General features: G+C 68.7%; 21 protein-coding genes and 3 pseudogenes. 13 read left to right on the top strand and 11 right to left on the bottom strand.

The window, feature by feature from the left end:
* The first annotated feature begins 37 nt into the window (after window positions 1-37).
* The 4 genes from ABZV42_RS36230 (at window position 38) to ABZV42_RS36215 (ending at window position 4,156) form a co-directional block, all read left to right on the top strand.
* The gene (locus tag ABZV42_RS36230; RefSeq protein ID WP_356055724.1) at window positions 38-847 is read left to right on the top strand and encodes an LLM class F420-dependent oxidoreductase; all 810 of its coding nucleotides are present in this window, start codon (window positions 38-40) and stop codon (window positions 845-847) included.
* A gap of 89 nt (window positions 848-936) precedes the next feature.
* Window positions 937-2,115 (top strand): MFS transporter, encoded by a 1,179-nt coding sequence (locus tag ABZV42_RS36225; protein WP_356055722.1) that lies wholly within the window; start codon window positions 937-939, stop codon window positions 2,113-2,115.
* Between the two features lie 339 nt (window positions 2,116-2,454).
* Entirely contained in the window at window positions 2,455-3,039 is a 585-nt protein-coding gene (locus tag ABZV42_RS36220) for an ABC transporter permease subunit (protein WP_355988689.1), read from the top strand.
* An 85-nt stretch (window positions 3,040-3,124) separates the two neighbouring features.
* On the top strand, window positions 3,125-4,156 hold the full coding sequence (locus ABZV42_RS36215) for an ABC transporter substrate-binding protein (protein WP_356055721.1): 1,032 nt from the start codon (window positions 3,125-3,127) through the stop codon (window positions 4,154-4,156).
* A 110-nt stretch (window positions 4,157-4,266) separates the two neighbouring features.
* On the opposite strand, the gene ABZV42_RS36210 is transcribed toward ABZV42_RS36215, so the two are convergent.
* Window positions 4,267-4,590: a hypothetical protein gene (locus ABZV42_RS36210; protein WP_356055720.1), complete on the bottom strand. Its 324-nt coding sequence runs from the start codon at window positions 4,588-4,590 to the stop codon at window positions 4,267-4,269.
* Window positions 4,591-4,950: 360 nt separating this feature from the next.
* Here ABZV42_RS36210 and ABZV42_RS36205 point away from each other — a divergent pair, with 360 nt between their 5' ends.
* Entirely contained in the window at window positions 4,951-5,940 is a 990-nt protein-coding gene (locus ABZV42_RS36205) for a hypothetical protein (RefSeq protein WP_356055719.1), read from the top strand.
* Window positions 5,941-6,341: 401 nt separating this feature from the next.
* On the opposite strand, the gene ABZV42_RS36200 is transcribed toward ABZV42_RS36205, so the two are convergent.
* Window positions 6,342-7,352 (bottom strand): NADP-dependent oxidoreductase, encoded by a 1,011-nt coding sequence (locus tag ABZV42_RS36200; RefSeq protein ID WP_356055718.1) that lies wholly within the window; start codon window positions 7,350-7,352, stop codon window positions 6,342-6,344.
* Window positions 7,353-7,463: 111 nt separating this feature from the next.
* Between ABZV42_RS36200 and ABZV42_RS36195 the strand changes: the two genes are divergently transcribed.
* Together ABZV42_RS36195 and ABZV42_RS36190 are read left to right on the top strand one after the other, a co-directional pair.
* Window positions 7,464-8,057: a TetR/AcrR family transcriptional regulator gene (locus ABZV42_RS36195; protein ID WP_356055716.1), complete on the top strand. Its 594-nt coding sequence runs from the start codon at window positions 7,464-7,466 to the stop codon at window positions 8,055-8,057.
* Window positions 8,058-8,294: 237 nt separating this feature from the next.
* Window positions 8,295-9,329 carry a helix-turn-helix domain-containing protein gene (locus tag ABZV42_RS36190; protein WP_356055714.1) on the top strand — a complete coding sequence of 345 codons (1,035 nt, stop codon included), beginning with the start codon at window positions 8,295-8,297 and terminating at the stop codon, window positions 9,327-9,329.
* Window positions 9,330-9,788: 459 nt separating this feature from the next.
* Here the strand turns inward: ABZV42_RS36190 and ABZV42_RS36185 are convergent, their stop codons facing one another.
* Together ABZV42_RS36185 and ABZV42_RS36180 are read right to left on the bottom strand one after the other, a co-directional pair.
* Entirely contained in the window at window positions 9,789-11,294 is a 1,506-nt protein-coding gene (locus ABZV42_RS36185; RefSeq protein ID WP_356055781.1) for a GMC family oxidoreductase N-terminal domain-containing protein, read from the bottom strand.
* Between the two features lie 1,161 nt (window positions 11,295-12,455).
* Window positions 12,456-12,887, bottom strand: a complete 432-nt coding sequence (locus tag ABZV42_RS36180; protein WP_356055712.1) for a GvpL/GvpF family gas vesicle protein — start codon at window positions 12,885-12,887, stop codon at window positions 12,456-12,458.
* 408 nt (window positions 12,888-13,295) lie between these two features.
* On the opposite strand from ABZV42_RS36180, the gene ABZV42_RS36175 reads away from it, so the two are divergent.
* From ABZV42_RS36175 to ABZV42_RS36165, 3 genes are read left to right on the top strand one after another with little or no spacing between them, the layout of a single operon-like run.
* The gene (locus ABZV42_RS36175; protein WP_356055710.1) at window positions 13,296-13,820 is read left to right on the top strand and encodes a PadR family transcriptional regulator; all 525 of its coding nucleotides are present in this window, start codon (window positions 13,296-13,298) and stop codon (window positions 13,818-13,820) included.
* Entirely contained in the window at window positions 13,817-14,509 is a 693-nt protein-coding gene (locus tag ABZV42_RS36170) for an ABC transporter ATP-binding protein (RefSeq protein ID WP_356055706.1), read from the top strand. Before ABZV42_RS36175 ends, ABZV42_RS36170 begins: the two co-directional genes overlap by 4 nt.
* Entirely contained in the window at window positions 14,506-16,854 is a 2,349-nt protein-coding gene (locus tag ABZV42_RS36165; protein WP_356055704.1) for an FtsX-like permease family protein, read from the top strand. The genes ABZV42_RS36170 and ABZV42_RS36165 overlap by 4 nt, the downstream gene beginning before the upstream one ends.
* 88 nt (window positions 16,855-16,942) lie before the next feature.
* Here the strand turns inward: ABZV42_RS36165 and ABZV42_RS36160 are convergent.
* From ABZV42_RS36160 to ABZV42_RS36150, 3 genes and pseudogenes are all read right to left on the bottom strand, one after another.
* Window positions 16,943-17,163, bottom strand: a pseudogene (locus ABZV42_RS36160) (transposase); the annotation flags it as partial.
* 135 nt (window positions 17,164-17,298) lie between these two features.
* Window positions 17,299-18,069: a calcium-binding protein gene (locus ABZV42_RS36155; protein ID WP_356055702.1), complete on the bottom strand. Its 771-nt coding sequence runs from the start codon at window positions 18,067-18,069 to the stop codon at window positions 17,299-17,301.
* 840 nt (window positions 18,070-18,909) lie between these two features.
* Window positions 18,910-20,064 carry a beta-propeller fold lactonase family protein gene (locus tag ABZV42_RS36150; protein WP_355990727.1) on the bottom strand — a complete coding sequence of 385 codons (1,155 nt, stop codon included), beginning with the start codon at window positions 20,062-20,064 and terminating at the stop codon, window positions 18,910-18,912.
* 621 nt (window positions 20,065-20,685) lie between these two features.
* On the opposite strand from ABZV42_RS36150, the gene ABZV42_RS36145 reads away from it, so the two are divergent.
* Window positions 20,686-20,841, top strand: coding sequence for a hypothetical protein (locus tag ABZV42_RS36145; protein ID WP_356055700.1), 156 nt, complete (start codon window positions 20,686-20,688; stop codon window positions 20,839-20,841).
* Window positions 20,842-21,137: 296 nt separating this feature from the next.
* Here ABZV42_RS36145 and ABZV42_RS36140 read toward each other — a convergent pair whose 3' ends face one another.
* Entirely contained in the window at window positions 21,138-21,524 is a 387-nt protein-coding gene (locus ABZV42_RS36140; RefSeq protein ID WP_355990729.1) for a GntR family transcriptional regulator, read from the bottom strand.
* Window positions 21,517-22,308: a hypothetical protein gene (locus tag ABZV42_RS36135; protein WP_356055698.1), complete on the bottom strand. Its 792-nt coding sequence runs from the start codon at window positions 22,306-22,308 to the stop codon at window positions 21,517-21,519. Before ABZV42_RS36135 ends, ABZV42_RS36140 begins: the two co-directional genes overlap by 8 nt.
* 474 nt (window positions 22,309-22,782) lie before the next feature.
* On the opposite strand from ABZV42_RS36135, the pseudogene ABZV42_RS36130 reads away from it, so the two are divergent.
* Window positions 22,783-23,082, top strand: a pseudogene (locus ABZV42_RS36130) (helix-turn-helix domain-containing protein); the annotation flags it as partial.
* Window positions 23,083-23,459: 377 nt separating this feature from the next.
* Here ABZV42_RS36130 and ABZV42_RS36125 read toward each other — a convergent pair.
* A complete protein-coding gene (locus ABZV42_RS36125; RefSeq protein ID WP_356055696.1) occupies window positions 23,460-23,681 on the bottom strand; it encodes a hypothetical protein in 222 nt (73 codons plus the stop codon).
* Window positions 23,682-24,186: 505 nt separating this feature from the next.
* Between ABZV42_RS36125 and ABZV42_RS36120 the strand changes: the two genes are divergently transcribed.
* A complete protein-coding gene (locus ABZV42_RS36120) occupies window positions 24,187-24,381 on the top strand; it encodes a hypothetical protein (RefSeq protein ID WP_356055694.1) in 195 nt (64 codons plus the stop codon).
* 42 nt (window positions 24,382-24,423) lie between these two features.
* On the opposite strand, the pseudogene ABZV42_RS36115 reads toward ABZV42_RS36120, so the two are convergent.
* Window positions 24,424-24,549, bottom strand: a pseudogene (locus tag ABZV42_RS36115) (GNAT family N-acetyltransferase); the annotation flags it as partial.
* Window positions 24,550-24,638: the final 89 nt, after the last annotated feature.

Here is a 24,638-nt window from a genome sequence, read left to right as displayed (position 1 = left end):
CCTGCCAAGCCAGGCACGCCGTACCAGGAGACACCCGATGACCACCTCCCCCACCAGCCGCCCCGCCCTGCGGATCGGTGCCCAGCTCCACCCGCAGCACTGCGAACTGCCCGACCTGCGCGCCGCATGGCGCGCCATCGACGACCTCGGTGTCGACTCGCTGTGGACGTGGGACCACTTCATACCCCAGACCGGCGAACCCCAGGGCCGCCACTACGAGTGCTGGACCCTGCTGGCCGCGATGGCCGTCGAGACCCGGCACGCGACCATCGGTTCCCTGGTGACCTGCACCGCCTATCGCAACCCGCACCTGCTCGCCGACCAGGCACGCACCGTCGACCTGCTCAGCGGCGGCCGGCTGGTGCTCGGTGTGGGCGCTGGCTGGTTCGAGCAGGAGCACCAGGAGTACGGCTACCCCTTCCTCGGCCCGGGCGCCCGGATCGACGCCCTCGAAGCGTCGGTGACGGCGATCCGTGAACGTCTGGGCCGCCTCAATCCGGCACCGGCCGGTCCCCTGCCGCTGCTGATCGGCGGCGGTGGCGAGAAGCGCACCCTGGCGGCCGTCGCGCGGCACGCCGACCTGTGGAACTGGTACGGCTGGGACTCCACCGACCCGGTGGCCGAGTTCCGCAACCGCAACAGCCTGCTCGACCAGTGGTGCGAGCGAATCGGCCGCGATCCCCGCGAGATCGGCCGTACCGTCATGATCGACACCCCGCAGACCGGACTGACCGAGGACTTCGCGGCGGCCGGCGCCACGGAGATCATCGTTTCGCTCCCCGGTCCGTTCGACCTCGCCCCGGTCCGCGAACTCCTGCGCCTGCGTGACGCGTTGGCCGCACAGTGACCGCGGCCCGGCGAACCGGCCGGGTCGGGAGGTCGGCGGCGGACGCCGAGCCGGCGCCCGAGCGCCTCGGCGGGCTCTTCCATGCGCTGATGGCGGGGCTGCTGGTGTCCAGCGCCGGCATCGGCCTGGTGTTCCCGCTGACCAGCATCTTCATCAGCGACCAGCTCGGGCTGGGCGGTGCGGGCGCCGGCGGTTACTTCGTCGCCATGGCCGTCGCCGGATGCGCCGCCGCGGTGATCGGCGGCCCCCGGGCCGACCGCGGCAGCCCGGCGGCGGTCGGAGCCGTCGGCACGTCCTCGCTCGTGCTCGCCTACGCGCTGCTGGGCGCCGCCCGCGGCATGGCACCCGTGACCGCATCGGGCGTGCTCGCGGGCATCGGCTACGGACTGCAGTACGCGGCGATCACCGGCGTGGTCAGCGCCCTGGTCCCCGCCGCGCTGCAACGCCGGGCCTTCGTCCTGCGCCATGTCATGACCAACGTCGGCATGGGAGCGGGCGCCACCTGCGGCGGTCTGCTGCTCGCCGGTGCCGCCCGCTCGACGGGGGCACTGCGGCAGATGTACGAGGCGGGCGCGGCAGGCTCGGTGCCGCTGGTCCTGGTGTTCCTCGCGGCGCACCGGATGCGCCGCGCCCGTCCCGCCGGTCCGTCGCCCGGGTCGCCTCCGGGGGTCGACAGCTACCGCGCGCTGGTACGCAGCCGACCGCTGGTGCTGCTGCTTCTCGGTCAGGCCTTGTTCGCCGCGGCGGGCTTCACCCAGATCGAGGCCACCGTCCCGCTGCTCCTGCATCACGGCATGGGCATCGGTCTGACCGGGGTCAGCATGGTGACGGCCGGCAACGCCTTCGCGCTGCTGCTGCTCCAGCACCCGGTCGGCGCACGCTGCGAACGGCTCGCGGAGTCCACCGCTCTGATGGCGGCGCCGTTGCTGTGGTGCGCGGCGTTCGGCGCCGGCGCACTGGCCACGGCCTTTGACCCCGGCACCGTGAGAACGGCCCTGCTGGCGGCGTTCGCCACCCTCTTCGCGATCGGCGAGATCGCGTACTCCTCGGCGTTCTTCCCGCTGCTGGTACGACTGTCCGGCCCGGCCTCGCTCGGCCGGGGCAGCGCGCTGTCCTCGCTCGCCTGGAGCGCCGGTACGGCGGCCGGACCGCCTGCGGGCATCGCGGTCGTGACGATGACCGGCACCACGGCCGGCTGGCTGGCCCTCGCCGCGGGGGCTATGGCCATCTGCGGCACAACGCTCCTGCTGCGCCGCCAGGAACCATGAGCACACATCGACGGCCGGGCCGACGCAGCCCGCAGAACCGACCGCCCCACCGCAGGGGAGACGAAAGGAGCAGCAGTGCCACAGCCGAAGAGCACGACCGCGGCCCCGCGGCCCACTGCCGACCGCCCCGCACGAGCGACTGCCTGGCCCGTCCCGGCCGCACAGCCGAGGAGCCGAACGAGGGGGCGGACGGGCGCCGTGCTGCCACCGCTGGTGTTCGGCGCGTTGCTGCTCGGCGTCTGGGAGGCGGTCACCAGGACCGGAACGGTGTCGGTGTTCTTCCTGCCCGCGCCGGCCACGGTCGCCCGGGGATTCGCCGACGCGGTGGCGGAGGGCGGGCTGCTCGACTACACCTGGCAGACCGTCGTGGAGAGCGCGGCCGGCAGCGGCCTGGGCATCGCAGCCGCCCTTCCGCTCGGATACCTGATGGCCCGCAGCCCGCTCGCAGCCAAGGCCCTACAGCCGTACATCGCCGCCTCGCAGGCGGTGCCCGCCGTGGCACTCGCACCGCTCCTCGCCCTGTGGGCCGGGTACGGACTGCTGCCGATCGCCATCCTCTGCGCGCTGATGGTCTTCTTCCCGATGCTCGTGAACACCGTGCTCGGCCTGCGGGAACTGGACCCCGACGTGCTGAACGCGGCCCGGGTCGACGGCGTCGGCCGCTGGGGGATGCTGCGGCACATCGAATTCCCGCTGGCCCTGCCGAGCATCCTCGCCGGAGTGCGTACCGGCTGCACCCTGTCGATCACGGGGGCGGTGGTGGGCGAGTTCGTCATGGGCGGCGAGGGGCTCGGGCAGCTCCTCGCCGTCCAGCGCGGCCAGGCGGACTCCACCGGGCTGTTCGTCACGCTGCTGACCCTCACCCTGCTGGCCGCCGTCACCTACGGCACGGTGCGCCTGGCCGAGCTCGCCGTCGAACGCTAGCGCCCGTGCCTCCTGCGGCGCTGCCCAACAAGCCAAGACGCCCTACGACAACGCACGACACGACACGAACAGGACGCGAATGCGCATGCGAAAGATCAGCAGACGATCCGTGGGGGCTCTCGCCCTGGTACTGGCGGGCAGCGCCGTACTCCCCGCCTGCACCGCGGACCCCACCGCCTCCAAGCCCGCTGACGGCAAGAGCGGCAAGACCCTCACGGTCGGCCTCACCTACATCCCGAACATCCAGTTCGCTCCCTTCTACGTGGCCGAGAGCAAGGGCTTCTACAAGGACGCCGGGCTCAAGGTGAACCTGCATCACCACAGCTTCACCGACGACCTCTTCGGCGGCATGACGGCCGGCAAGGAGGACGTGGTCTACGCCGGCGGCGACGAAATGCTCCAGGCGCGGGCCAAGGGCATGCCGGTAGTGGACGTCGCGACGCTCTACCACACCTACCCGGTGGCGATGCTGGTGCCGCAGGACTCCCCCATACGAACGGTCCGGGACCTGCGCGGCCGCCACATCGGCACTCCCGGCCCGTACGGCGAGACCTACTTCGGACTGCTCGCACAGCTGAAGGCAGGTGGGCTCACCACCAAGGACGTCAAGGTCCAGAACATCGGCTTCACCCAGCAGGCCGCCCTGGCCGGCAAGAAGGTGGACGCGGTCATGGGCTACCTCAACAACGACGCCGTCCAGTTCCAGCAGGCGGGCATCAAGGTCCGCCCGGTGGAGGGCACCTCCGGCACGACGGCGCTCCCGCTGGTCGCGGCCGGGCTCGGCGCCACGGAGAAGACGCTGGGCCGGCGGGGCAAGGAGGTGCGCAAGTTCGTCGCGGCCACCCTCCGCGGTGTGCAGTACACCCTGGAGCACCCCGACGAGGCGGTGAAGATCAGCAAGACCTACATACCGGGGATGAACGACCAGAAGCAGCAGGACTCCGCGCTCGCGGTCCTCAAGGCCACGACGCCGCTGATGAAGCCGCCGGCCTCCGGCAAGCCGGGTCACAACGATCCGGCGACCTGGGCCAGGATGGCGAGCTTCATGAAGGAGCAGGGTCTGCTGGGCAAGCCGGTGACCGCCACCGACGCCTTCAGCAACAACTACCTTCCCTGATCCGTCACGTGGCCGGTCCGGCGGGGGGGGGACCGTGTCCCCGCCGGGCCGTCGCCCTCTGCCCACACGGGCCGCGCTCGGTACGCCGGGCGGGCGGCGGCGCACACCGGCTACCGCCCGGGCCAATCGACCTCACTCGTCGACCTGCGGTGCTTCCTGCGGCAGGAGAACATCCAGGTCATCGAGGTCAACCAGCCTGATCGTGCCACCAGGCGCAAGCGGGGCAAGACCGACGCCGTCGACACGGACGCCGCCGCCCGCGCCGTTCCGTCCGGACGCGCCACCACCACGCCGAAGACGGATGACGGCCCGGCTGCGGACCTGCGCGTGTCCAGACCCGCCTGGAAAAGGCGATCGGACCCGATCCGCTGCCGGCTGATGGCCCGGTCGATCGCGAGCATGCGAATCACACTGATCGCTGCCGTCTTGGTCATGTCCCCGCCGGGTCATGACCCGTCGCTCCGAGGTGGTTATGTTCCCGTGCGCGATGTCTGGCCGGGTCTCACACTGCGGGCGTGCGTGAGGCCACCGGCCCCGCGGCCGTCAGCCTGCAGAGGATTGAGTGAGTTACTGGGGTATCTGCCCGATGCCCGGCTGCTGATGGTCAACTGCGATGACTTCAGGAGGCTCCGGTGCCTGCATACGGCTCGGGCCGCAACGCCGTGGTGCACTGCGGGGGGACCCGCAGGGCGGAGGGGCGAGTCAGACCGGCGGAGGACGGTAACGAGCCTGGGGGCTGATGCGGAGGGGGTGCGGGCGCCGGAGGATGGGGATCTCCAGCGGAGGGAGACGCGGTGGAGCGTGGGGACCGGATCGGGCGTGCGGCGGCGTACGGGGCTGCGGCGGCCCTCGTGCCGTATTTGGTGATCAAGGTGTCGTGGGTGGTCGGTTCGTTACTGGGGCTGCTGCCGGTCGGGCGGGGGTTCAGCCTTGGTGGGTGGCTGGTGCTCAACACTGTCACGATCGGGATGGCTGCGGCCGGGATCACGCTGGGGCTGGCGCTGGTGCGGCCATGGGGGATGCGGATCTCCGGCTGGCTGGTGGGATTCTTTGCCTGGGTCGGGTCGGGGTTCTTGGTGTCGATCCTGCCGTTCGTGGTCGTCAGCGCGCTTGTGAACTCCGGCACGAGCAGTTCGGGAGGCTCAAGGACCTCAGGGGGTGACGCGGCGATGCCGGGCTGGGAAGCGGTGCTGCTCCAGTGCAGCTTCGTCGGAACCGGGATCGCGCTGGCCATCGCACTTCCCGCGTATCTGTGGCGGCGTTGGCCCCACGCGCTGCGCCGGCCGGAGCCGCCCCGCACCCGCACCTCCTCAGGAGCGGTGTGGCCCGCCGTGACCGGGGCCGCGACCGGCCTGGTCTGGCTCTACTGGGCGGCCGGTGGCCCCCTGGGCATCGCGCACCGCGATGAGCGGCCGGCCAGTTGGCATGTGCTGGTCGGGGTCAGCGCGGGCTGGGCTCTCGTCGGGTCCGTCGCCGTACTGGCTCTCGTCCGGCGCCGGTCGACCCGGCTGCCGTATCCGCTCCTGCTTGCGTTGGCGTGGCTGGGATCGGGCTCGATGTTCGCGTGGAGCGGCTGGAGGCTGCCGGCCACGGTGTACGTGGCGCTGGCGCACCCGAGCGACGTCAGCTACCCGGAGAACATCGCGGTCGCCGTGGTGCTGCACGTCACGGCTGTGCTGACGGGGGCGGGGATCATGCGGACGCTGGTACGCGGCGAACGTAGGCGGGTGAGCATGCCCGACAGCGCCCAGCAGTCCGCCGAGCGGGTGGGCCGTCGCCCGTGAACCTGCCTGTTCGGGAAGGCCTTTCACCAGGAGCACCTCGACGCTCCCGAGGCAAGGCCCGCAGTGACTTCAACACTCGTGAGCATCACTCGACCATGGATCTGGGTGCCCCCAAGCCGTGAACAACTGACGGCACCACTCGCTCACATACGAAGCCACGGTGGGCATTGTGGCCGCCGCGACAGCGGAGCCGATTGGCGTCGGGGTGACGGTCTGTCAGGTGGGTGAGCCGCTCGCCAGGTGGGACGGGCTTCCCGGAGTCCTCGACGGCTCCGTTCGCCACAGCGAACATCGCGACCGCCTTGGTCGCCAGGCGCGCCCCAGTCTCTCCGCGTCGACGTCTCGATGGCCGCCGGTGCCCCGCGGACGGGCGCCGGACGAGTCGGGGAAACGGCTCGTTCCTAAGCGACCGTGAGTACGATCTTGCCCTGGATGTGCCCTCGGGCGGCGCGTTCGTGCGCGGCTCGGGCATCCGCGAGCGCAAACGTGCTGTCGATCGCGACGCGGACCGTACCCGCGTCGAGCAGGCGCCCCAGTTCGGCAAGCTGCGCGCCGTTCGAGCGGACCTGGGCGCTCGAGACCGTGACGCCCAGCTTCGCGGTCTCTTCTTCGTCGAAGTCCCCGGGAAGCACGGGGAACTGGGAGCCGCCGCGCTTGAGCGTAGTCAGGAAGCGCTTGCTGTCGGAGCCGCCGACGGTGTCGAGAACGAGGTCGACGTCGTGCACGAGTTCCTCAGGACGACTCTTGGTGTAGTCGATGAACTGGTCGGCGCCGAGCTCGCGCAGGAACGACTCATGCGCGCCCGATGCCACCGCGATGACACGTGCACCCTTCCATTTCGCCAGTTGTAGTGCGAAGTGCCCTACGCCGCCCGCGGCGCCGTTGACGAGCACCGTCGTGTCGGCGTCGAGTGCCGTCGGGCGATGCCGCGCCTCTTGGAAGGGCGAGGGGTGATCGTGTCCGACCTCGATCAGGAACTGCCACGCGGTGAGCCCGGCCATGGGAGCCCCGGCGGCGTGCACGTGGTCGATGCCGACCGGCTTGCGTGCGAGGTCCGACGCGGGCGCAGCCACGTACTCCGCGTATGCGCTGCCGTCGAAGCTGGGAAAACGCAGAAGACCGAAGACTTCATCACCTACGGCGAGGCCGTCCACGTCCGCGGCGACAGCCTCGACGACGCCCGACACGTCCGTCCCAGGAATCACCGGCAGGCTGACCGTCGATTCTGTCTCCCCAGGCATTTTGGTCAGCCCGCCGCGCAGGTACCAGTCCGGAGGATTGATGCCGACCGCGTGCACGCGGACGAGCACCTCGCCCGGCCCCGGCTCGGGAATCGGCACCTCGTCATATCGCAGAACCTCAGGGCCGCCGTGGTCATGGAGGCGGACCGCCCTCATCGTGTGTGTCGGCATCGTTTTCTCCTGCCCGTGCTGCGGGATAGGCTTATCCGGATCAGCGATCCACATAAGTGGACCACTGATCCGAATATATGGACCACTGATCCGGATAGTCAAGAGGGACAGATGCGGGCCGACGCCAGGAAGAACCGCGACCACCTGCTCGCAGTAGCAGGCGCCGCCATCACCGAGCAAGGCGTCGACGTGTCACTGCGCGACATCGCGCGCCGGGCCGATGTCGGGCTCGCGACGCTGCTGCGGCACTTCCCGACCCGCGAGGCACTGCTCGATGCCCTGCTCCGCACGAGCTTCGACGAACTGACGGCAAAGGCAGGCGAGCTCGAGACGTCGAGCTCGCCCGAAGACGCTCTCATTTCGTGGCTACGCGACTGCGTCGCGTGGACAACCGAGTATCGGGGCGTGACCGTACTGATGGCAGCCGCCATCGAGGACACCGAATCCGCACTCCACGCTTCGTGCGTCACCCTGCGCGCAGCCGGTGCCCGACTCCTCACCCGGGCCCAGGCCGCGGGCATCGCGCGGAGCGATATCGATGGCGCCGATTTGTTTGCGCTGGTGGCCATGCTCGCTTGGCTCGGCGATCAACCCTCGCTCGCGCCACGCGCCGATCGCCTCTTCGAGGTTGTCGCGAGCGCGATCCTCACGAGCTCAGGGAGCAGCCATGCCAAGGGTGAACACCGCCCTCAGACCCGTGACTGAATTGGCCACACGCTGACCAGCGGACTCGGCCGCGCGCTCGGCAGGGGTACCGGACATCCGACCCGACTCCGGGCCCGCGCGGCATTCCCGACCGACCCTCATCTTGCAAGACACCCTGCCTGCGGGCCGTCTACGGGAAGATTGGCACAGTGCCCGCATGAACCACGGCGGCGTCCGTACGGAACACGAGCACTACAGGATGGCGTTGAAGCGATGGCTGTGAGGGATCGGAGAGTGATGGACAGTACTGGAGCGGAGGTCGACGGCGCGCGCGGGGCGTTCGCAGTGAACTCGACCGCCCGGGGCGCCGCACCGCGGGGACTCGACTCCTTCCGGCGCGGGTGGGAGACACAGATCGGCGACGATGTCTTCCAACTGCCGGCCTTCAGCCCGGACACGATCGGTGACTTCCGGGTCAAGGGCCACGTGGCCAAGGTGCACGGCGCGGCGATCGCCGATCTTCACGCCGCGTCGGCAACCAGGACCGCGGACGTCCCGGGCGGCGATCAGGATCTGGTGGCAATGTACGTGGTGCAGCGCGGCGCTTGGACGCTTGGCGGCCCGCCCGGTTGCGGCGAGCAGACCGTATCGGCCGGGCAGTTCCTCGTCCGGCACCTCGGGCGCCTGACGGCCTTCGAGACGACGGCGCACCTCACGGCGAAGTTCTTGGTCCTGCCCCCCGACGAGCTCAAACCCCTGCTCGGGAACCGGGTCATCACCGGGCCGGCGGACTCGGCCGAGATACGCCTGCTGACGGCCCTCACGGACACTATCCACATAACTGTGGCCGACCTCGGCCCGGTCGGTGTGGAAGCCGCCCACGGCGCCCTGATCGAGCTGGCCAAGGCAGTGGCGAGGGGCCGGTTCGACGACGTAGAACCCCGGCTGGCTCCCGCGCTCACCCAGGCAGCCAAGGACCTCGCGGACCGCCGGCTCGCTCATCCCGAACTTTCTCCTGCGATGCTTGCGCGTGAACTCAACGTCTCCGTCCGTACGCTGCACCGGGCATTCGCCGCTGTGGGAGAGCAGGTGACCACCTACATCCGCCACCGGCGACTGCAAGAGGCCCGGCTCGCCCTCACCGCGCCGTCAGGTCGCCTGAGTATCTCGGAACTCGCCGCCCACTGGCAGTTCGCGGACAGCAGCCACTTCACCCGGACCTTCAAGAAGCACTACGGCCAGACTCCCACCGAGTACGCCCGCTCGACCCGAGCAGCCTCCCGCTCGCCTAACCGGCACCCGCCGGACCACGGGCCGGCCGAAAGCGCGTGACCAACGGTACGACCGCAGTTCAGCGGATGCCGCCTACTCATGTCCCAAGCAAGGCAGGGCGGCGCTGTGGGCAGCCCGGGCATTTGACCCCGGCGGGATGTTGTCGATGAGGGCGCGGGTCCGGGTGACCTCGTCGGCGGTGCCCGCGGGGCCTTCGGTCGTTTGCGGAACTCGGCGGTTCCCGGCGAGCTGAGAGGTGATCCACCGCCGGCCCCGTGGCTCACCATTGGGTGGTGTTTGCTGCCCGCTGGCCGACCGACGACGGACCGGCGTCAGCTCCCCCTCTTTCGCGCGTATGTGGCAGCCGTCCACACAGGCCCTGGACCCGTCGAGTTCGCCGCCGCCTTGAGTTCGGTGCAAGCAGGATGCCGGCAACTGGTCGAAGAATCCGATCAGTTGCCGGCGGCCAGGCGCCGGGGATGAGCGTGTTGTGGAAGCGCCGTGGTCGCTGAAAAAGGCTCAGTCGATCAGTTCGGCGGCCCGTTCGGCGATGGCGTAGACGGTCGCGTTGGTGTTGGCCGAGGGGATGGACGGCATCACCGAGGCATCGGCGACCCGCAGTCCGGCTATTCCGTGCACGCGAAGGTTCGCAGGGTCGACGACGGCGTCGGCGTCGGTTCCCATGCGGCAGGTGCCGGTGAAGTGGAAGTAGGGGCCGGTCGCCTTGCGGATGAACTCGTCCACGGATTCGCCGCTCGTCCCGGAGCCCGGCACCGCTTCCTGCTTGCGCCAGTCGGCGAACGCGTCGGCCTCACCGATGCGACGTGCCAGGGCCAGGCCCTTTCGCATGATCTCCAGGTCACGGTCGTCGCTCAGGTAGCCGGGGTCGACGACGGGAGCGCTTCCGGGATCGGCGTCCGCCAGGCGCACGGTGCCGCTGCTGTGCGGAGCCATCGCGGAGAAGGCGATGGAATAGCCGTTGGCCGGCGGCTGGCCCCATGCCGACGGGAGCGGTGCGGCGACGATGTAGACCTGGAGGTCCGGCCTGGCCGCGGCGGGGTCGCTGTACAGCAGGCCCATCATTTCGGCCGGTGGGTTGGCAGGAACGAACGGTACGGGCTGGATGGCCTCGTACACCACGCCCGCCATCGGATGGTCCTGCAGATGGGAGCCCACTCCCGGCCGGTCGGCGACGACGTCGATACCGTGTTCCTCAAGGTGTTGTGCCGGGCCGATCCCTGACAGCATCAAGAGGTGCGCGGAACCGATGGCTCCCGCGGTCAGTACCACCTCGGCGCTGTCGACGGACAGGTGCTCCCCACCGATGGTGTACTCGACGCCGGTGCAACGGCCCGCGGTGGTGCGCAGCCGCTGCACGGTCGCGTCCGTGACGACGTCCAGGTTCGGCCGGTCGAGGAACGGACGGATGTAGGCGTCGGCCGCGCTCTGGCGGGCGCCGCCGGGCAGATTCATGTCACTCCACCCGAACCCGGTCTCCAGCCCGCCGCCGATGTCATCGGCGCGTGCGAACCCAGCCTCCACCGCGGCGTCGATGCCCGCTGTGGCCAGGGGATGGGGTTCCGGGACCGGGGCGACCACGACCGGCCCGTCCGTGCCCCGCACGGAGACATCACGGCTGCGAGTACTCTCGCTGCGGCGGAAATAGGGCAGCAGATCATCGAAACCCCAGCCTGGAGCACCGAGGCCGGGCCATTCGTCGTATCCGGAACGGTGCCCCCGCAGGTGGTAGAGGCCGTTGATGCTCGACGATCCGCCGAGCGCCTTGCCGCGCAGCACGTCAGCTGCCCTGCCTGTACCGGCCTGCACCGTCGAGGCACCCAGCCAGAGGGATGACGGGTCGAACCCCAGGAAGCCCCAAGGAGATGCCATCGTCTCGGTTGCGTCCCGGGCTCCCGCCTCGAGCAGCAACACCCGGACGCCGGGACGTTCCGAAAGCCGGGAGGCAATCACGCATCCCGCTGTCCCCGCTCCCACCACGACATAGTCATAAGGACTCTTACGCATCATGTCTCCGCTTTCCACGGCAGCCTTGTCCGACCACCGGATTTCAGATAATCAGCTCCTTGACGATCAAGGAGCCGATTACGCTTATGTACTAAAGGGTCTAAAAGTTAGGATGGTTGTCTCGCGTCAGCTCTGTGGGTCGCCCAGCCGCGACCGGGCTCGGCGCGCAGAAGGCGTGGAATCGGCTGATCAGCAGCGAGCGGAGTACGGCTGTCCGGATGGAGGACCGCCACGCGCCCCTGCCGATCACCCCGTTGGGGATGTCCATGTCGGCGCCGGTCCCTGCGATGTCGGCCATGCGGCCGGAATTCTCTTGGTTCACGAGTTTCTCGTCTTTGGTGTGTACCCGTCCAGGAACAACATGGGTGCTGTTCCCTCTGTCGTCGAAGCTTAGGAAAACCGACACAGCACGCACTTGAACCACCGCGACATCCATTCAGAACCTGAGCGCCATCACGGGCGGGCAGAGTGGCGAGACAGTCGGCGTCAAGCAGCACTGCGGCAGGCTGCTCGTACGCGCCGACCAAGTTCATGCGCTGCCACAGGTGCCGGCCTCTTCCCACCGACGGCCGCGTCAACCTGGGCCCGCGGACGGCAAGCGGACCACCAAGACGTTCGCCAGTGACAGGGTGCGGCAGGGATCCCCGCACGGTCCGCGCCCGTAGCGTCACCACAAGCCCAGTCGCCGGCAGTACGAGGCCAAACCTGACGCCCCATCGGAACGAGGAGATCGGCCTGTTCGCGATCAAAGGCTTCGAGAACCTTGGCTATCAGGGGTCGTGTCTCTCGTTGCCAAACCGGCCGAACCGACCACGGCGGCGCGTACGCAGACGATCAACTCATCTCGCCGACTGAGAACGCATCAGCCCTGGCCCGGACAAGGCTGCTCGATCTCCGTCAGTTCGACATAACAGCCTTCGACCTCGACGATGCGGCCCTCGCACACGCAGCCATCGGGAAAGGCTTCAGCCTGACGGTCATGCGGCAGGCCACACCAGGCTGAGCGCCATCGTCACTCAGAATTCGCTCCGGCACTTTGCCAACTCCCCCGAGGGCGTCTTGCAAGATCAGGGTTGGTCGGGAATGCCGCGCTGGCCCGGAGTCGGGTCGGATGTCCGGGTTCGGGCTGGGGCGGATGCAGTGCAGGCACGGTCTCGGTGATCATGTGAGTGTCGAAGTCCCGTGACCACTTGGTGAGTCCGTGCCTGCTCCCGCAGCTTCCCTCATACCCTCCGTGCCGGCCCCAACTGGCTTACCAGGCCGTCGCGCCGCTGACAGACGCGCTGCGCCTGTCAGCGTTCCTCGACCTGGTGCCGACCGGCGGACCTCGAGCCCCGCCGCCACCGCACGGGCTCTGGGCGCCAGTTCACGAAGAACCTTCCGACCGACCGCGACCGCTCTGCTCTCCAGAGCCGCGGCGACCGCCTCGCCGAGCCGGAGGCTGGCTTCGTAGTCAGGACGCCGACGCGCCGCGTCCGGCAGCCGGCAGACATTCCTGTCCTCCGCGACAAGGCTCGCCAGCGCGTCCCGCGCCGGGAGGGCCTTCGCGTTGACCTCGACCCTGTCGGCGAGGCGACCCGGGACGGTAGTCATCAAGGACTTCCCAGCGCGGGGCCGACGCCCCTCTGCCATGAGATTAAGTCTGATAGCAATCCGGCACACCGCACCGAGACCGTCCTGCGCTACCGCGCCGCCGGCCCCGACGCCATACGGAGGCAGCTGGGGGCCACCGGTGCCCAACTGGTTGGAGCGGAGGGCTGTGTTGAGACCGCCGACGCGGTAGTAGCGCTGGGCCGGCCGCCGACCGCGGCAAGTAGGCAGGCGCTGCCCCGCCGACCCACGACCGTTGCCGCGGCGCCGGCGCCCGCCTCTGTCAAACCGTGACGATGGGAATTCCCGGCTCCCTCACCTGCACTGTCGTACACCCTGCCACGCCTGCACACTCGATGTATACACGCCGCGTATACACGCGACGTATACACGGTGTGTAGAGTGCGGATCATGTCCATCGGTCACACCCTTTTAGGGCTCCTGGAGTCCGGCCCGCGCCACGGTTACGACCTCAAGCGGGCATTCGACGAGAAGTTCGGTCACGACCGGCCGCTGCACTACGGCCAGGTCTACTCGACGATGTCCCGGCTGCTGAAGAACGGTCTCGTCGAGGTCGACGGGATCGAGGCGGGCGGCGGTCCCGAGCGCAAGCGCTACGCGATCACCGACGCCGGCATCACCGACGTAAAGCGGTGGCTGGCGACCCCGGAGAAGCCGGAGGCATACCTCCAGTCGACCCTCTACACCAAGGTCGTCCTCGCCCTGCTCACCCAGCGCGACGCCGCCGAGATCCTCGACACCCAGCGCTCCGAGCATCTACGCAGCATGCGGCTCCTCACCGACCGCAAGCGCAAGGGCGACCTGGCGGATCAGCTGATCTGCGACCACGCCCTGTTCCACCTGGAAGCCGACCTGCGCTGGCTGGAACTGACCGCCGCCCGACTCGACAAACTCCGTGAGGCTGCGACCCGATGACGACTTCTCCCCCCGGTTCCCTGCTCACCGCGCACGACCTGCGCAAGACGTACGGCCCGACCCACGCGCTGGACGGGGCCGAGTTCTCCATACACCCCGGCGAGATCGTCGCCATCATGGGCCCCTCCGGGTCCGGCAAGTCCACGCTGCTGCACTGCCTCGCGGGGATCGTGCCGCCCGACTCCGGGTCGATCAGCTACAACGGGCGTGAACTGACGAAGATGAGCGACGCCCAGCGCAGCGCGCTGCGCCGCTCCGAGTTCGGGTTCGTGTTCCAGTTCGGTCAGCTGGTGCCCGAGCTGACCTGCGCGGACAACGTCGCCCTGCCGCTGCGGCTGAACGGCTCCTCCCGCAAGAACGCCGAGCGGACCGCGCTCGGCTGGATGGAGCGCCTGGAGGTCGACGACCTCAAGGCCAAGCGTCCCGGCGAGGTCTCCGGCGGCCAGGGCCAGCGCGTCGCCGTGGCCCGCGCGCTGGTCACCGGACCGCGCCTGCTGTTCGCCGACGAACCCACCGGCGCGCTCGACTCCTTCAACGGCGAACGCGTGATGGAACTGCTGACCGAAGCGGCTCGCTCGACCAACGCCGCCGTCGTCCTCGTCACCCATGAGACACGCGTGGCCGCCTACTCCGACCGTGAGATCGTCGTCCGCGACGGCAAGTCCCGCAACATGGAGCGCACCGTATGAGTTCTCGCCAGTGGGCCAGAGACCTTGCCATGGGGGCCCGCTTCGCCGTCATCGGCGGACGCGAGGGCTGGGTCCGGATGACGCTCACCGCCGTCGGCGTCGGCCTCGGCGTGGCACTGCTCCTGCTGTGCACCGCCCTGCCCAACGTGTTCGCCGCCCGCCAGAAGGTGGAGGACGCCCGCTTCGACAACACGTACTCCGCCAAGGCCCCGCCGAAGGCCGACAACACCTTCCTGATCGCCGACACCGACACCACCTGGCACGACGACGACGTCCGCGGCCGGATCGTCGAGCCCGAGGGCAAGCGGGCACCGCTGCCCCCGGGGGTCGACAGCTTCCCTGGCAAGGGCGAGATGGTGGTCTCCCCCGCGCTCAAGGACCTGCTGGCCTCGGACGGCGCCAAGCTGCTGCGGGACCGGCTGCCCTACAGGATCACCGGCACGATCGGCGAGAGCGGACTCATCGGCTCCCACGAACTGGCCTACTACGCGGGCGCCTCGGGGCTGAAACTCACGGCGTCCTCCCCGGTGCACCGGCTGACCGGGTACGGCAAACCGGACGCGACACCCGAGAAGAACGACCCGGTGCTGCTGCTCATGATCCTGGTCGTGTTCGTGGTGCTGCTGACCCCGGTCGCCGTGTTCATCGCCGCCGCCGTCCGCTTCGGTGGCGAGCGCCGCGACCGCCGGCTGGCCGCGCTGCGCCTGGTCGGCTCGGACAGCCGCATGACCCGGCGGGTCGCGGCGGGCGAAGCACTCGCCGGAGCCCTTTTCGGCCTGGTCATCGGCACCGGCTTCTTCCTCCTCGGCCGTCAGACGGTGGGCTCCACCGAGGTACTGGGTGTGAGCGTCTGGCCCAGCTATCTCGATCCCTCCCCCGCGCTCGCCGCGCTGGTCGCGGTGGCGGTCCCGGTCGCCGCCCTGCTCGTCACGCTGCTCGCGATGCGCGGCGTGGTGGTGGAACCGCTTGGCGTCGTGCGCGCGGCCAAGCAGCCCCGCCGCAGGCTGTGGTGGCGGCTGCTGCCGCCGCTGGCCGGCCTCGCGATGCTCTACCCGTTGATCGGCAAGGGCCGCAAGAACGGCGACTTCAACCAGTACTTCGTCATCGGCGGCGTGCTGCTGCTGCTGATCGGCATCACCGCGCTGCTCCCCTGGGTCGTGGAGGCGGTCGTCGTCCGCCTCGGCAAGGGCGCGCTGTCCTGGCAGCTCGCGGTACGGCGGCTGCAGCTGAGCAGCGGAACCGCCGCACGCATGGTCAACGGCATCGCCGTCGCCGTGGCCGGAGCCATAGCCCTGCAGATGCTGTTCACGGGAACGCAGGGCCAGTACGTCAAGGCCACTGGCCAGGACACCGCCCGGGTCCAGATGCAGGTCGACTTCAGCGACCGTAAGCCGCTGTCCGGTGTCGAGCGCGAATTCACCGGCACCAAAGGGGTACGGGCCGCGGTGGCCCTGGCCATCTCGCAGTACGGGGACGCGCGTCGCGACCCGAAGAACAGCAACGGCCTGACTGTGGGTAACTGCACCGCCCTGCGCGAACTCGCCACGCTGCCCTCCTGCAAGGACGGCGACGTTTTCATCACACGAACGAGGAGCGGCTACGAGGACCCCAACAACGCCGACGAAATCGCCGTGGTGAAGCCCGGTCGGCAGCTCTACATCGACCCGTCGTACGGCGATGCCACCGAACGCGGCATCGAGGCGCCCTGGACGGTTCCGGCGAACGTGCGGGTGGTGGACGCGCGCAAGGACGCACTGACGGACTCCAACAGTCTGCTGGTCACCCCCGCCGCCCTCCCCGCCAAGGCCGCGCCCGCGTTGTTCTCGGACGGGGTCTACCTGCGTCTGGACCAGTCGGTGCCGGACTCACGGGAGTACATACGCAACGTCGTCGCCCGAATCGACCCCCTGGCACACGCCTACAGCTGGTCGGCGACTGAGGAGGACGCCAAGTACAGCTCCATCCGCACCGGCCTGTTCGTCGGCTCCGCCTTCGTGCTGGCACTGATCGGCGCGAGCCTGCTGGTCTCCCAACTGGAGCAGCTGCGCGAGCGCAGGAAGCTGCTCTCCGCGCTGGTCGCCTTCGGCGCCCGGCGCCGCACGCTGAGCCTGTCCGTGCTGTGGCAGACGGCCCTGCCGGTCGGACTCGGCCTCGTACTGGCCACGACCGTGGGCATCACCCTCGGCTCGGTGCTGCTGAAGATGACCCGTACACCGGTGGCCATGGACTGGGCGAGCGTCTTGACCATGACCGGCGTGGGCGCGGCCGTGGTCGGCGTGGTCACGCTGCTCAGCCTGCCGCCGCTACTGCGGATGATGCGCCCCGAAGGCCTGCGCACGGAATAGCCCCTCACACATCTCCCGAAGTGGGCTCCTCCTACCAGGAGGAGCCCACCCCTACACGCAGGCAAGCCCCGGTCGGCGTCAGCACAGTCACCGGGGTGAATCCCCCGGCCCCGAGCCTGCGTTGAGTGATTCCCATGTCGATGCCGAGGGTGACGCCGTGCTCGACGAGGTGCTGGCGGTAACCGCCGTCGACCCACACCTTGCGGACGCGGGGATGTTCGGCGGCGACCCGGTCCAGGAGCCAGTGCCGGCCACGGAATCCTGCACACTGGCCGCGGTGACCAGCACCGCGAGGGGAAGACCGATCGTGGGGAGGGAATCGACCCGATGACGGAGTAGAGCCGCTGGAAGCACGGCCCGGTACTCCAGGAGATGGAGCCGGGCCGGCGCTTTCGTAGTATCAGCTGAGGATGCCGACGCGCGTCTGGCACCCTTCGTGCGGGGCTACTTCACGTCGACGAAGTCACCGGTCGCTGCGGCAGGGGCGGTGGTGCTGGTTCCCGGGAAGTAGTACCGCCAGTAGCCGTCCGAGAGGGCGGTGACGGTGGTCTTGAGATCGCCATGGCTATTGGTGGGGACTGTTTTGACTGTGCTGTAGCTGCTGCTCCCCGCCTTGCGGAACTGCAGCTTCACGGGCTGACTGGTGTAACCGTGGTACGCGCGGTCGTTCCAACTCGCCCGGGTGAGCTTGCCGGCGACAGTGATCGCTTTGCCTTTGGTGACCGGTTCCGGTGAGGCGTTGACGGTCAGCTTCGCGTAGCGCTTGAGGGAGAAGCCTCCCAGATTGGTCTTCTTGGCCGAGTTGCCGTCAACAGCCTTGGCGTATGCGCCCGCGCGCCAGGCGCCGGCGCTGGCGTCTCCGTAAAGGTCGTACTCGGGAACGATGGTGTACGTCGTGGTGCACGTGACCTTCGTCCCCGCGGCGCACGTGGTGTCCTCGTCGCTGTCGTCGGACCAGAAGGCGCTCGGGTCGCTCCACGTGCCCTTGTACAGGTAGCTTTCCCCGTCCTCGATGCCGGACGGGTCCGAGGCGGTGAAGGTGACCTTGAAGGTCACTTTATTGGTCGTGCCGATGACGACGTCCTTGCCGCCGTTCACCACGATGTTCGAGACAGTCGTGTCACCTACGACGGTGTCCGCCTGCGCGGCGGGCACACTGAGGGCGGTCAGTGCCAGCGCGCCGCTCAGAGCGGCACAGGAAGCGATGGTGCGCAAAAGGCCCCCAAGAGAAGTGAGGCCCGCCCGCGTGGGCAGGCCTCGGGTTTGTGGAGGCAGTGTAAAGACCGACGATCACTCGCAGAGCAGCGCCCCGATGCTGCTCCACCAGTGCTGCCGGCCAGGCGTGCGCGCACTTCTTCTGTGCCCCGCAGGCGAAGACGCGTCGATGAAAGGCTATGCCGTCCGCGTGCCCGGATCAGACGTCGTACGTCTCGGGCTTCGCAGTCCGTGACATCAGCGCTGCGGCCGCGTCGGTCATGGTGATCCCACCGCCGATCACCATGGCAATGAACGCTTCCGCCCCGGTTGGGCGTCCGCCGTCGGCCGTCCCGTCCCGTGACCCGGACCTCCGTCATCGATGACCGCGAAGTACTCGTCCACGGCCGCGAACCGATCCGCCTGTGTCCGTCGCGCAGGTCCCACTGGTCGACCATCTCGTTCAGTTCGGCAAGGGAGTCGCCTTCCGGGACTGGAGTGAAGTGGTTGCGGCGCAAATAGCCGATCGCCCCTCGACGATGCCTTCCTCGTGGGCGCCTTCGATTCCGGGGCGGCAGTAGAAGCTCTCGATGTTGATGCTCCGCGGGTTCAGGACATCTGAAGGCTCCCTAGCGCGAACTCAGGTGCTCGAAGGCTGTTCTGCTGCGCCGAAGGGGCCGGTTGGCGGCAGTGAACGGTAGTGGGCGACGGGCCCGGACCCGGCTCAGGTGGAGAATGGCTGGGCGTCAGCCCATGACGCGATCCGACGGGCCTGAACCATGCCGCCCCCGGCCCCTGTGTGAGGCGGGCGGGGGCGGGATGACGCACAGCCGGTGGGGGTGGCATACGCCGGTGTTCGGGTCAGTCGGCGGCGATGCCCTCGCCGCCGATGGCGCCGGGGACAGTGACCGATCCGATGCGGGTGAGTGAGCCGTCGCGGTTTACTCGGAACTCGTTCACGTGGCCCTGTGCGCCGGTCTGCACGTACAGGTTGCGGCCGTCGGAGGATGCGGCGGCGTCGACCGTGCCGGGGTCGGTGGCGGTGTTGCCGAGGGCGGCCAGGGTGCCGTTGCGGCGCACGCGGTATCCGGACAGGCTGCCGCTGCCGGCGTTGGAGGCGTAGAGCTTGTGGTCGGTGGCGACGATCCAGCAGGTGGCAGCCTGGCCGGTGAGGACCTGGCCGACTGAGGTGAGAGTGCCGTCGCGGTGGAGGACGAAGGTCTCGACGGCGTTGGGTCCGGCCTCGGTGACCTGGAGGCGGCCGGCGGGGTCGAAGGTGAAACCGAACGGCACGGCATCCGGGGTGCTGGTGACCACGGGTCGGGCGGCGGGTGTGCCGCGGCGGTTCAGCCGGAACACCTCGATGGTATTGGCGCCGGCCTTGGTGGTGACGACCAGCTTCGAGCCGTCGGGTGTGAAGGAGATCTGCCCGGGGGTGTGGGTGAACTGCGGGGTGGCGTTGGGGTCAAGGCCGAGTCCGCGGTGCCAGGAATCGACGCCCGCCAGTCGGTGGCCGATGCGGACAAAGCCCTGGACGGAGCCGCCGTCGAGGGCGTTGAGAACCCATACCCGGTTACGGTGGAAGGTGACGCTGACCGGGAAATCACCGCCGGTGGGGACGATCTGGAGGCGCTCAAGACGGTCGCCGTGTACCGCGAAGACGGTGAGGGTGTCGCTGCCGGCGTTGACGGCGTAGAGAAGCCCTGCCTTGCGGTCGTAGGCGAGCGACCCCTGGGACGCCAGGTGGTCAACCACCGAGCCGTCCAGCACGCCGCCGCGGCCCCCCGTCGGGAACACGCCACGCCGGCTGAGCCTGCCGTCGAGGGCGCGATGGTAGGCGACGACGGTGTTCGCGGTGGTGTTGTCGCTCTGGACGAACACTGCCCCACCCTGGGAGTGAGCCGGGCTGTGTGCAAGAGAGGGGGCGGACGCGGTCGCTGCCGGAGCGGCGAACAACGCTGCCGCCGCTGCCGTGGTGACGCCGACACCTGCGAGGAGGGCCTTGCGGAAGGTCATGGTGTTACTCCTGGTGCAGAGAGTTGAGGTTGGCCGCCCCGGTCATTCCGGTCACCACTGAATATGGCGGTGGGCGAAGGGAATTCGTGCTCTCGTGTGCCTTGCCAGGCGGCCTTGATATGTGCTCGCAACACCGAAGAATGACGCACCGAAGTGCACATTGACATGAAGCGCAGGACTTTTGAGGAAATGCCATCCATATGGCTGCGCTGTGCATTTGAGTGGTCGCCATCAATGCCAGGAGTCTCTGCGACGTCTCGCAGTTCAACCCTCAACCGTGGAACGGCAGCTCACGGCCGTTGGGCGAGAGTGCCGAACGAGAGCCGAGAACCGCCGTGGCGACGGCGGACTGGCCCGGTCACAGCCCCGTCTGGGCGAAGGTATTCCATCCTTCGGCGGTACTCCAGCGCAGGTCGCAATCTCATGACCGAGCTCGATTCCGTCGGGAATCTTGGATTTCCCCGGTTCGCCGACATCATTCAACGGACATGCTCGGGACCGTTTCGAAGACCGATCCAGTTGTTGAGGTGTCCGTTGTCGCTCCATCCCCGTTCTGGTGAGCAAATCCCGCCTCTGACCGCGCGGATCGCGCGGGCGAGCAACCCGGGTGGTACGACGGCGATGTGGGTAAGCCGGCTGGACGGGCTGTGGTGCGACGAAGACTTCGCCGACTGGTACTCGTGCGACGGGCACCCCGGCATCTCGCCCGCCCAACTGGCCACCGTCTGTGCGTGCACAGGGGGCATGCACCACGGCCGCCTTCAGGCCGTACCGTAGCCCGGCTGAGCCTGTCTGCCTCGGCCGGGCCGCCGTCGTGGTCGGCGGGGGGACGCTGCTTCTACTCGGTCACGTTTGGTTTCTCTTGTTTCCGACGCTCCTCGTAGCGAGAGGGAGCGCGAAGTATCCAGGACCAGGCGTCGTAGTCCTCGACGTCCCCTACGCGGCGGGCGCCGTCGACACAGCGCGGATCGTCTCGTTCCGCGAGTCCGAAGGCGGCCCAGATGCGAGTCGCTTGGTCCTCCGGTTGAACTGTTCGGCTGATGTGTGAGCGGCCTCCCATGGAAACGAAAAGGCTAGGGGCGGTCCGGGTCCAGGGCGTCGCGGACTGCGGTCAGGATGGCCTCCGTGTCGGCGCCCAGCGCGCGGGCGGAGGAGGTGAAGTCGCGTGCGAGGGTGGCGAGTTGCGAGGCGTAGGGGCGGGTCGGGCCGGCTGGGGCTGCCGCGACCCGGGAACCCGCCCCGCGGCGGGTACGGATCAGCTCGGCGGCCTCCAGCTCGCGGTAGGCGCGGGCCACGGTGCCTGGCGCGAGGCCGAGGTCCGTGGCCAACTGGCGCACGGTCGGTAGACGGTCACCCTCGGCCAGTCGTCCGGTGACGATCATCGCGCCAAGCTGGGCGCGGATCTGCGCGTACGGCGGTACCTGGCTGGTGGTGTCGACACGGACAGCGGGCTCATCCATTGTCGGGGTACTCCTCCGCCGCGTTGTCGTTGACGGCCCGTGGGGCCACCAAGGTGACCAGGGACCAGACGACGGTGCACAGGTTCAGCAGGGCCAAGGGGTAGAACACCCAGAAGGTGAGCGCGCCCATCGCGCCGGCACAGCCCGTGTCCGTCAGCGAGACGGAGACCATCAGCACGGCGTACAACTGCTGGCTCGACACCAGTAGCCCCCAGGCCCCGGTTACCGCCCACGCGCGGTCGCGCCGCTGCTGCTCCCCGCCAGGTCCATGGGCGATGCGGCGCAGGGCCCATATGCAGGTGGGAGTGGCTACGGCGAGCGCGCCGAAGATAGGGAGGCTGTAGTACAGGCCAGGCCAGGGGCCCAGGGGCGCCGCCATCCCGTTGCAGGTGACAATGACGACCTTCCCCGTCGTGAACATGCGGTCGGGGTCGACGGAGGCTGTGGCGGCCGCGATCACCAGCAGTACGGTGAGCGAGATGCCCTGAAGGGCGATCAGAGGGCCCATGCGTGGTGGCACATGGTCTCTGACCAGGCGTGGGGCAAGACTCGCGGTGCGTACCACGTCCTGCGGGACCAAGGTCAGCGCGTCGGCGAGAAGGACGCCTGCCACCGCGCACAGGCCGAAGGCCGTGATGCAGAAGACGACGCGCTGCTCGAACTCGACGTGCCCCAGTGTGGACAGCGCCTGCGCGGCAATGATGCCGATGGCCAGGCCGGACCAGCGGGCATAGGAGTCGGCATGATCGAGGAAACGACTCTGGAACGGGGCAGCGTCGAGCATGGAGAGATCCCCTCAGATCATCTTGTACCAAGTGGCAAGTACAAGATGCCGTAGGTGGAATCTTGTGTCAAACAGTCGATACAAGATGATGCAGAGGAAGACGGATTTCGGCGCGAGGCGGTTCCTTGTCACGGCGGGGTCCCTTTTCGCGACGGCGCGTCCTGTCGCGGCTGGGTCCCTTGTCACGACAGGTGAACGCCCGACACTGCGGTGGACAGGGGCCCGGTGACGGTGGACACGAGCCCGGCACCTGCGCTGGGGCCCAACCTGGGAACGTCGGCCGCCGGTGCTCTGACCGCGAGGCTTCGCCGGGTTGGTGGTTGTGGCGGTTGGATGTGCGGTGACGTCCGTTCCGATCGCTGGAGCCGCGGTGGCTGAGCCCTGTCCGGGCGCAGACTGACCGAACACGAGGGGCAGCGGCTGCACCAGATCGTTCGCCGGGGCAGCACGGGTTCGGTGCGCTACCGGCGGGCGATGATGCTGTTGGCCTCGGCCGGCGGGAACCGAGTGCCGGTGATCGCGCAGCTGGTCCAGGCCGATGAGGACACCGTCCGAGACGTCATCCACCGGTTCAACGAGATCGGCCTGACCTCCCTGGCCCCTCAATGTTCGGGAGGCCTTCCCCGCCTGCTGAGCAGTGACGACGAGGACTTCGTCATCCGGACGGCCACCACCCTCCCCGCCAAGCTCGGCCGGTCCTTCACTCGCTGGTCACTGCGCATACTCGCCGCCTACCTACGCAATGGCCAGGGCCGGATCATCCACATCGGCCGCGCGAGGCCCCGGCCATTGCCGGCGCACGCAACCTGCGGCATCGCAGGGCCCACCCACTACGCTTTCCGAGTCGGCCGCACCCGCCGCGAACGCGAAGAGATCCAGGCTCGGCCTGCCGGCACAACAGCCCAACCCCAAGCACCCCGGTCCCGAGCACCACGGCCAGCGGTCCACCACATCGACCTGCTGCAGAACGTACTTGGCCCCGGTTGGACCGGCGCCTGCACCGCCCGCCCCTGCCCCTGCCCCTGCCCCTGCCCCGAACATCCACCTCCCACAAGAAACCAAGATCCATAACAACCTGACGAAGTCCTGGCAGGCCTGTGGGTGCCGACCGGGGGGCACTGCGAGGTGTTCTCCGTCCAGCACCCAGGGGGTCACGCCTTGACCGGGCCGCTGCCCGGCTCCTTGACGATGCGATCACCGACCGCGATCGACTTCCACAACCCGCGGTCGATGCGCATCTTCATGAACTCGCCGTCCACACGCCGCACCCTGACGAAGTGGTACATGTTCGCGCCGTCGAGCATCCCCCGCGACTTGTCCTCGACAATGCCTTCCCACGCATCATCCGGTCCTGGTTTGTGAGATTTGACCATGCTGCAAGCCTACGGAAATCGACAGGCGCAGTGCAGTGTCAACAGGCACACATACTGCAGTACAGATGTCACACAAGCAGCCCCACAAATGTCCCGAGAAGCGGAACGACGACACACCCCTCACGAACTGAACCGGCAGACACGACACTCAAGCCGTGGCCAACGACTGCTATCCATCGGCAACGATGCGGTGGGCTCGACAACGTCCTCGGATTCCCGCCCGCGGGCGAGGACAAGGGGTCGGTACGGCAGATCCACGCGGACTGGTGGGCCGTCAAATTCACACCGGAGCGCAAGGCAGCGCTCGATCAGTTGGGCGCGCGCTGGTAGCGACAACTGCGCTGCCCTGTCACGAGACCTCGCCGTCCGTCACGTGGGAGCCGCCTTGACATCGCTGCTCTGGGTGAAGATCAAGACCTGCCTGTACGACATCTAGCGAAGCCTGCGAGGCACCGCTCGAAGAGCGTGCTGATCCCCGGCGACGTCATCAAGGACCGCGTTGTCAGTGGGCCTGCGTAGGGTGACCTCCGCACTGCACTACTTCGTCCTCAACGGCACCGACCTCCGTGCCCACGGCGAGCAGAACTCCGTTGTCGCCTCCTACATCCGCTGGCGGGACACCCGCGCGGAACCAAAGACCACCTTCGCCCCCGACTCATCCATCCGAACCTGGACCCAGTCCCCTACCCGCACTGCCTGACCGGCTGCCCGGGTGATCTCAGGGGCAGCGGCTTGCTCGCCTTTATCGGACGCGGGGCGACTCGTCGCTCGCACTCAGATGACGGGCCAACACGCGGGTGGTACTGCCGTCGTCCTCTCTGATGTCCCGGACATGCGCGAAACCGATTCCGTTCAGCAGGGTCAGTGATTCCTAATGTGGTCTGTCAAGCCGCGCGTGCAGTGGGTGGCGTGGCTTCATACGTTCGTCCATCGCGGAGGAGGGCCCAGAGGACGTTG

It is taken from the genome of Streptomyces sp. NPDC005281, from assembly GCF_040607495.1.
In the GTDB taxonomy this organism is placed as follows: Bacteria; Actinomycetota; Actinomycetes; order Streptomycetales; family Streptomycetaceae; genus Streptomyces.
This window is presented reverse-complemented; position numbering and strand designations above follow the sequence as displayed.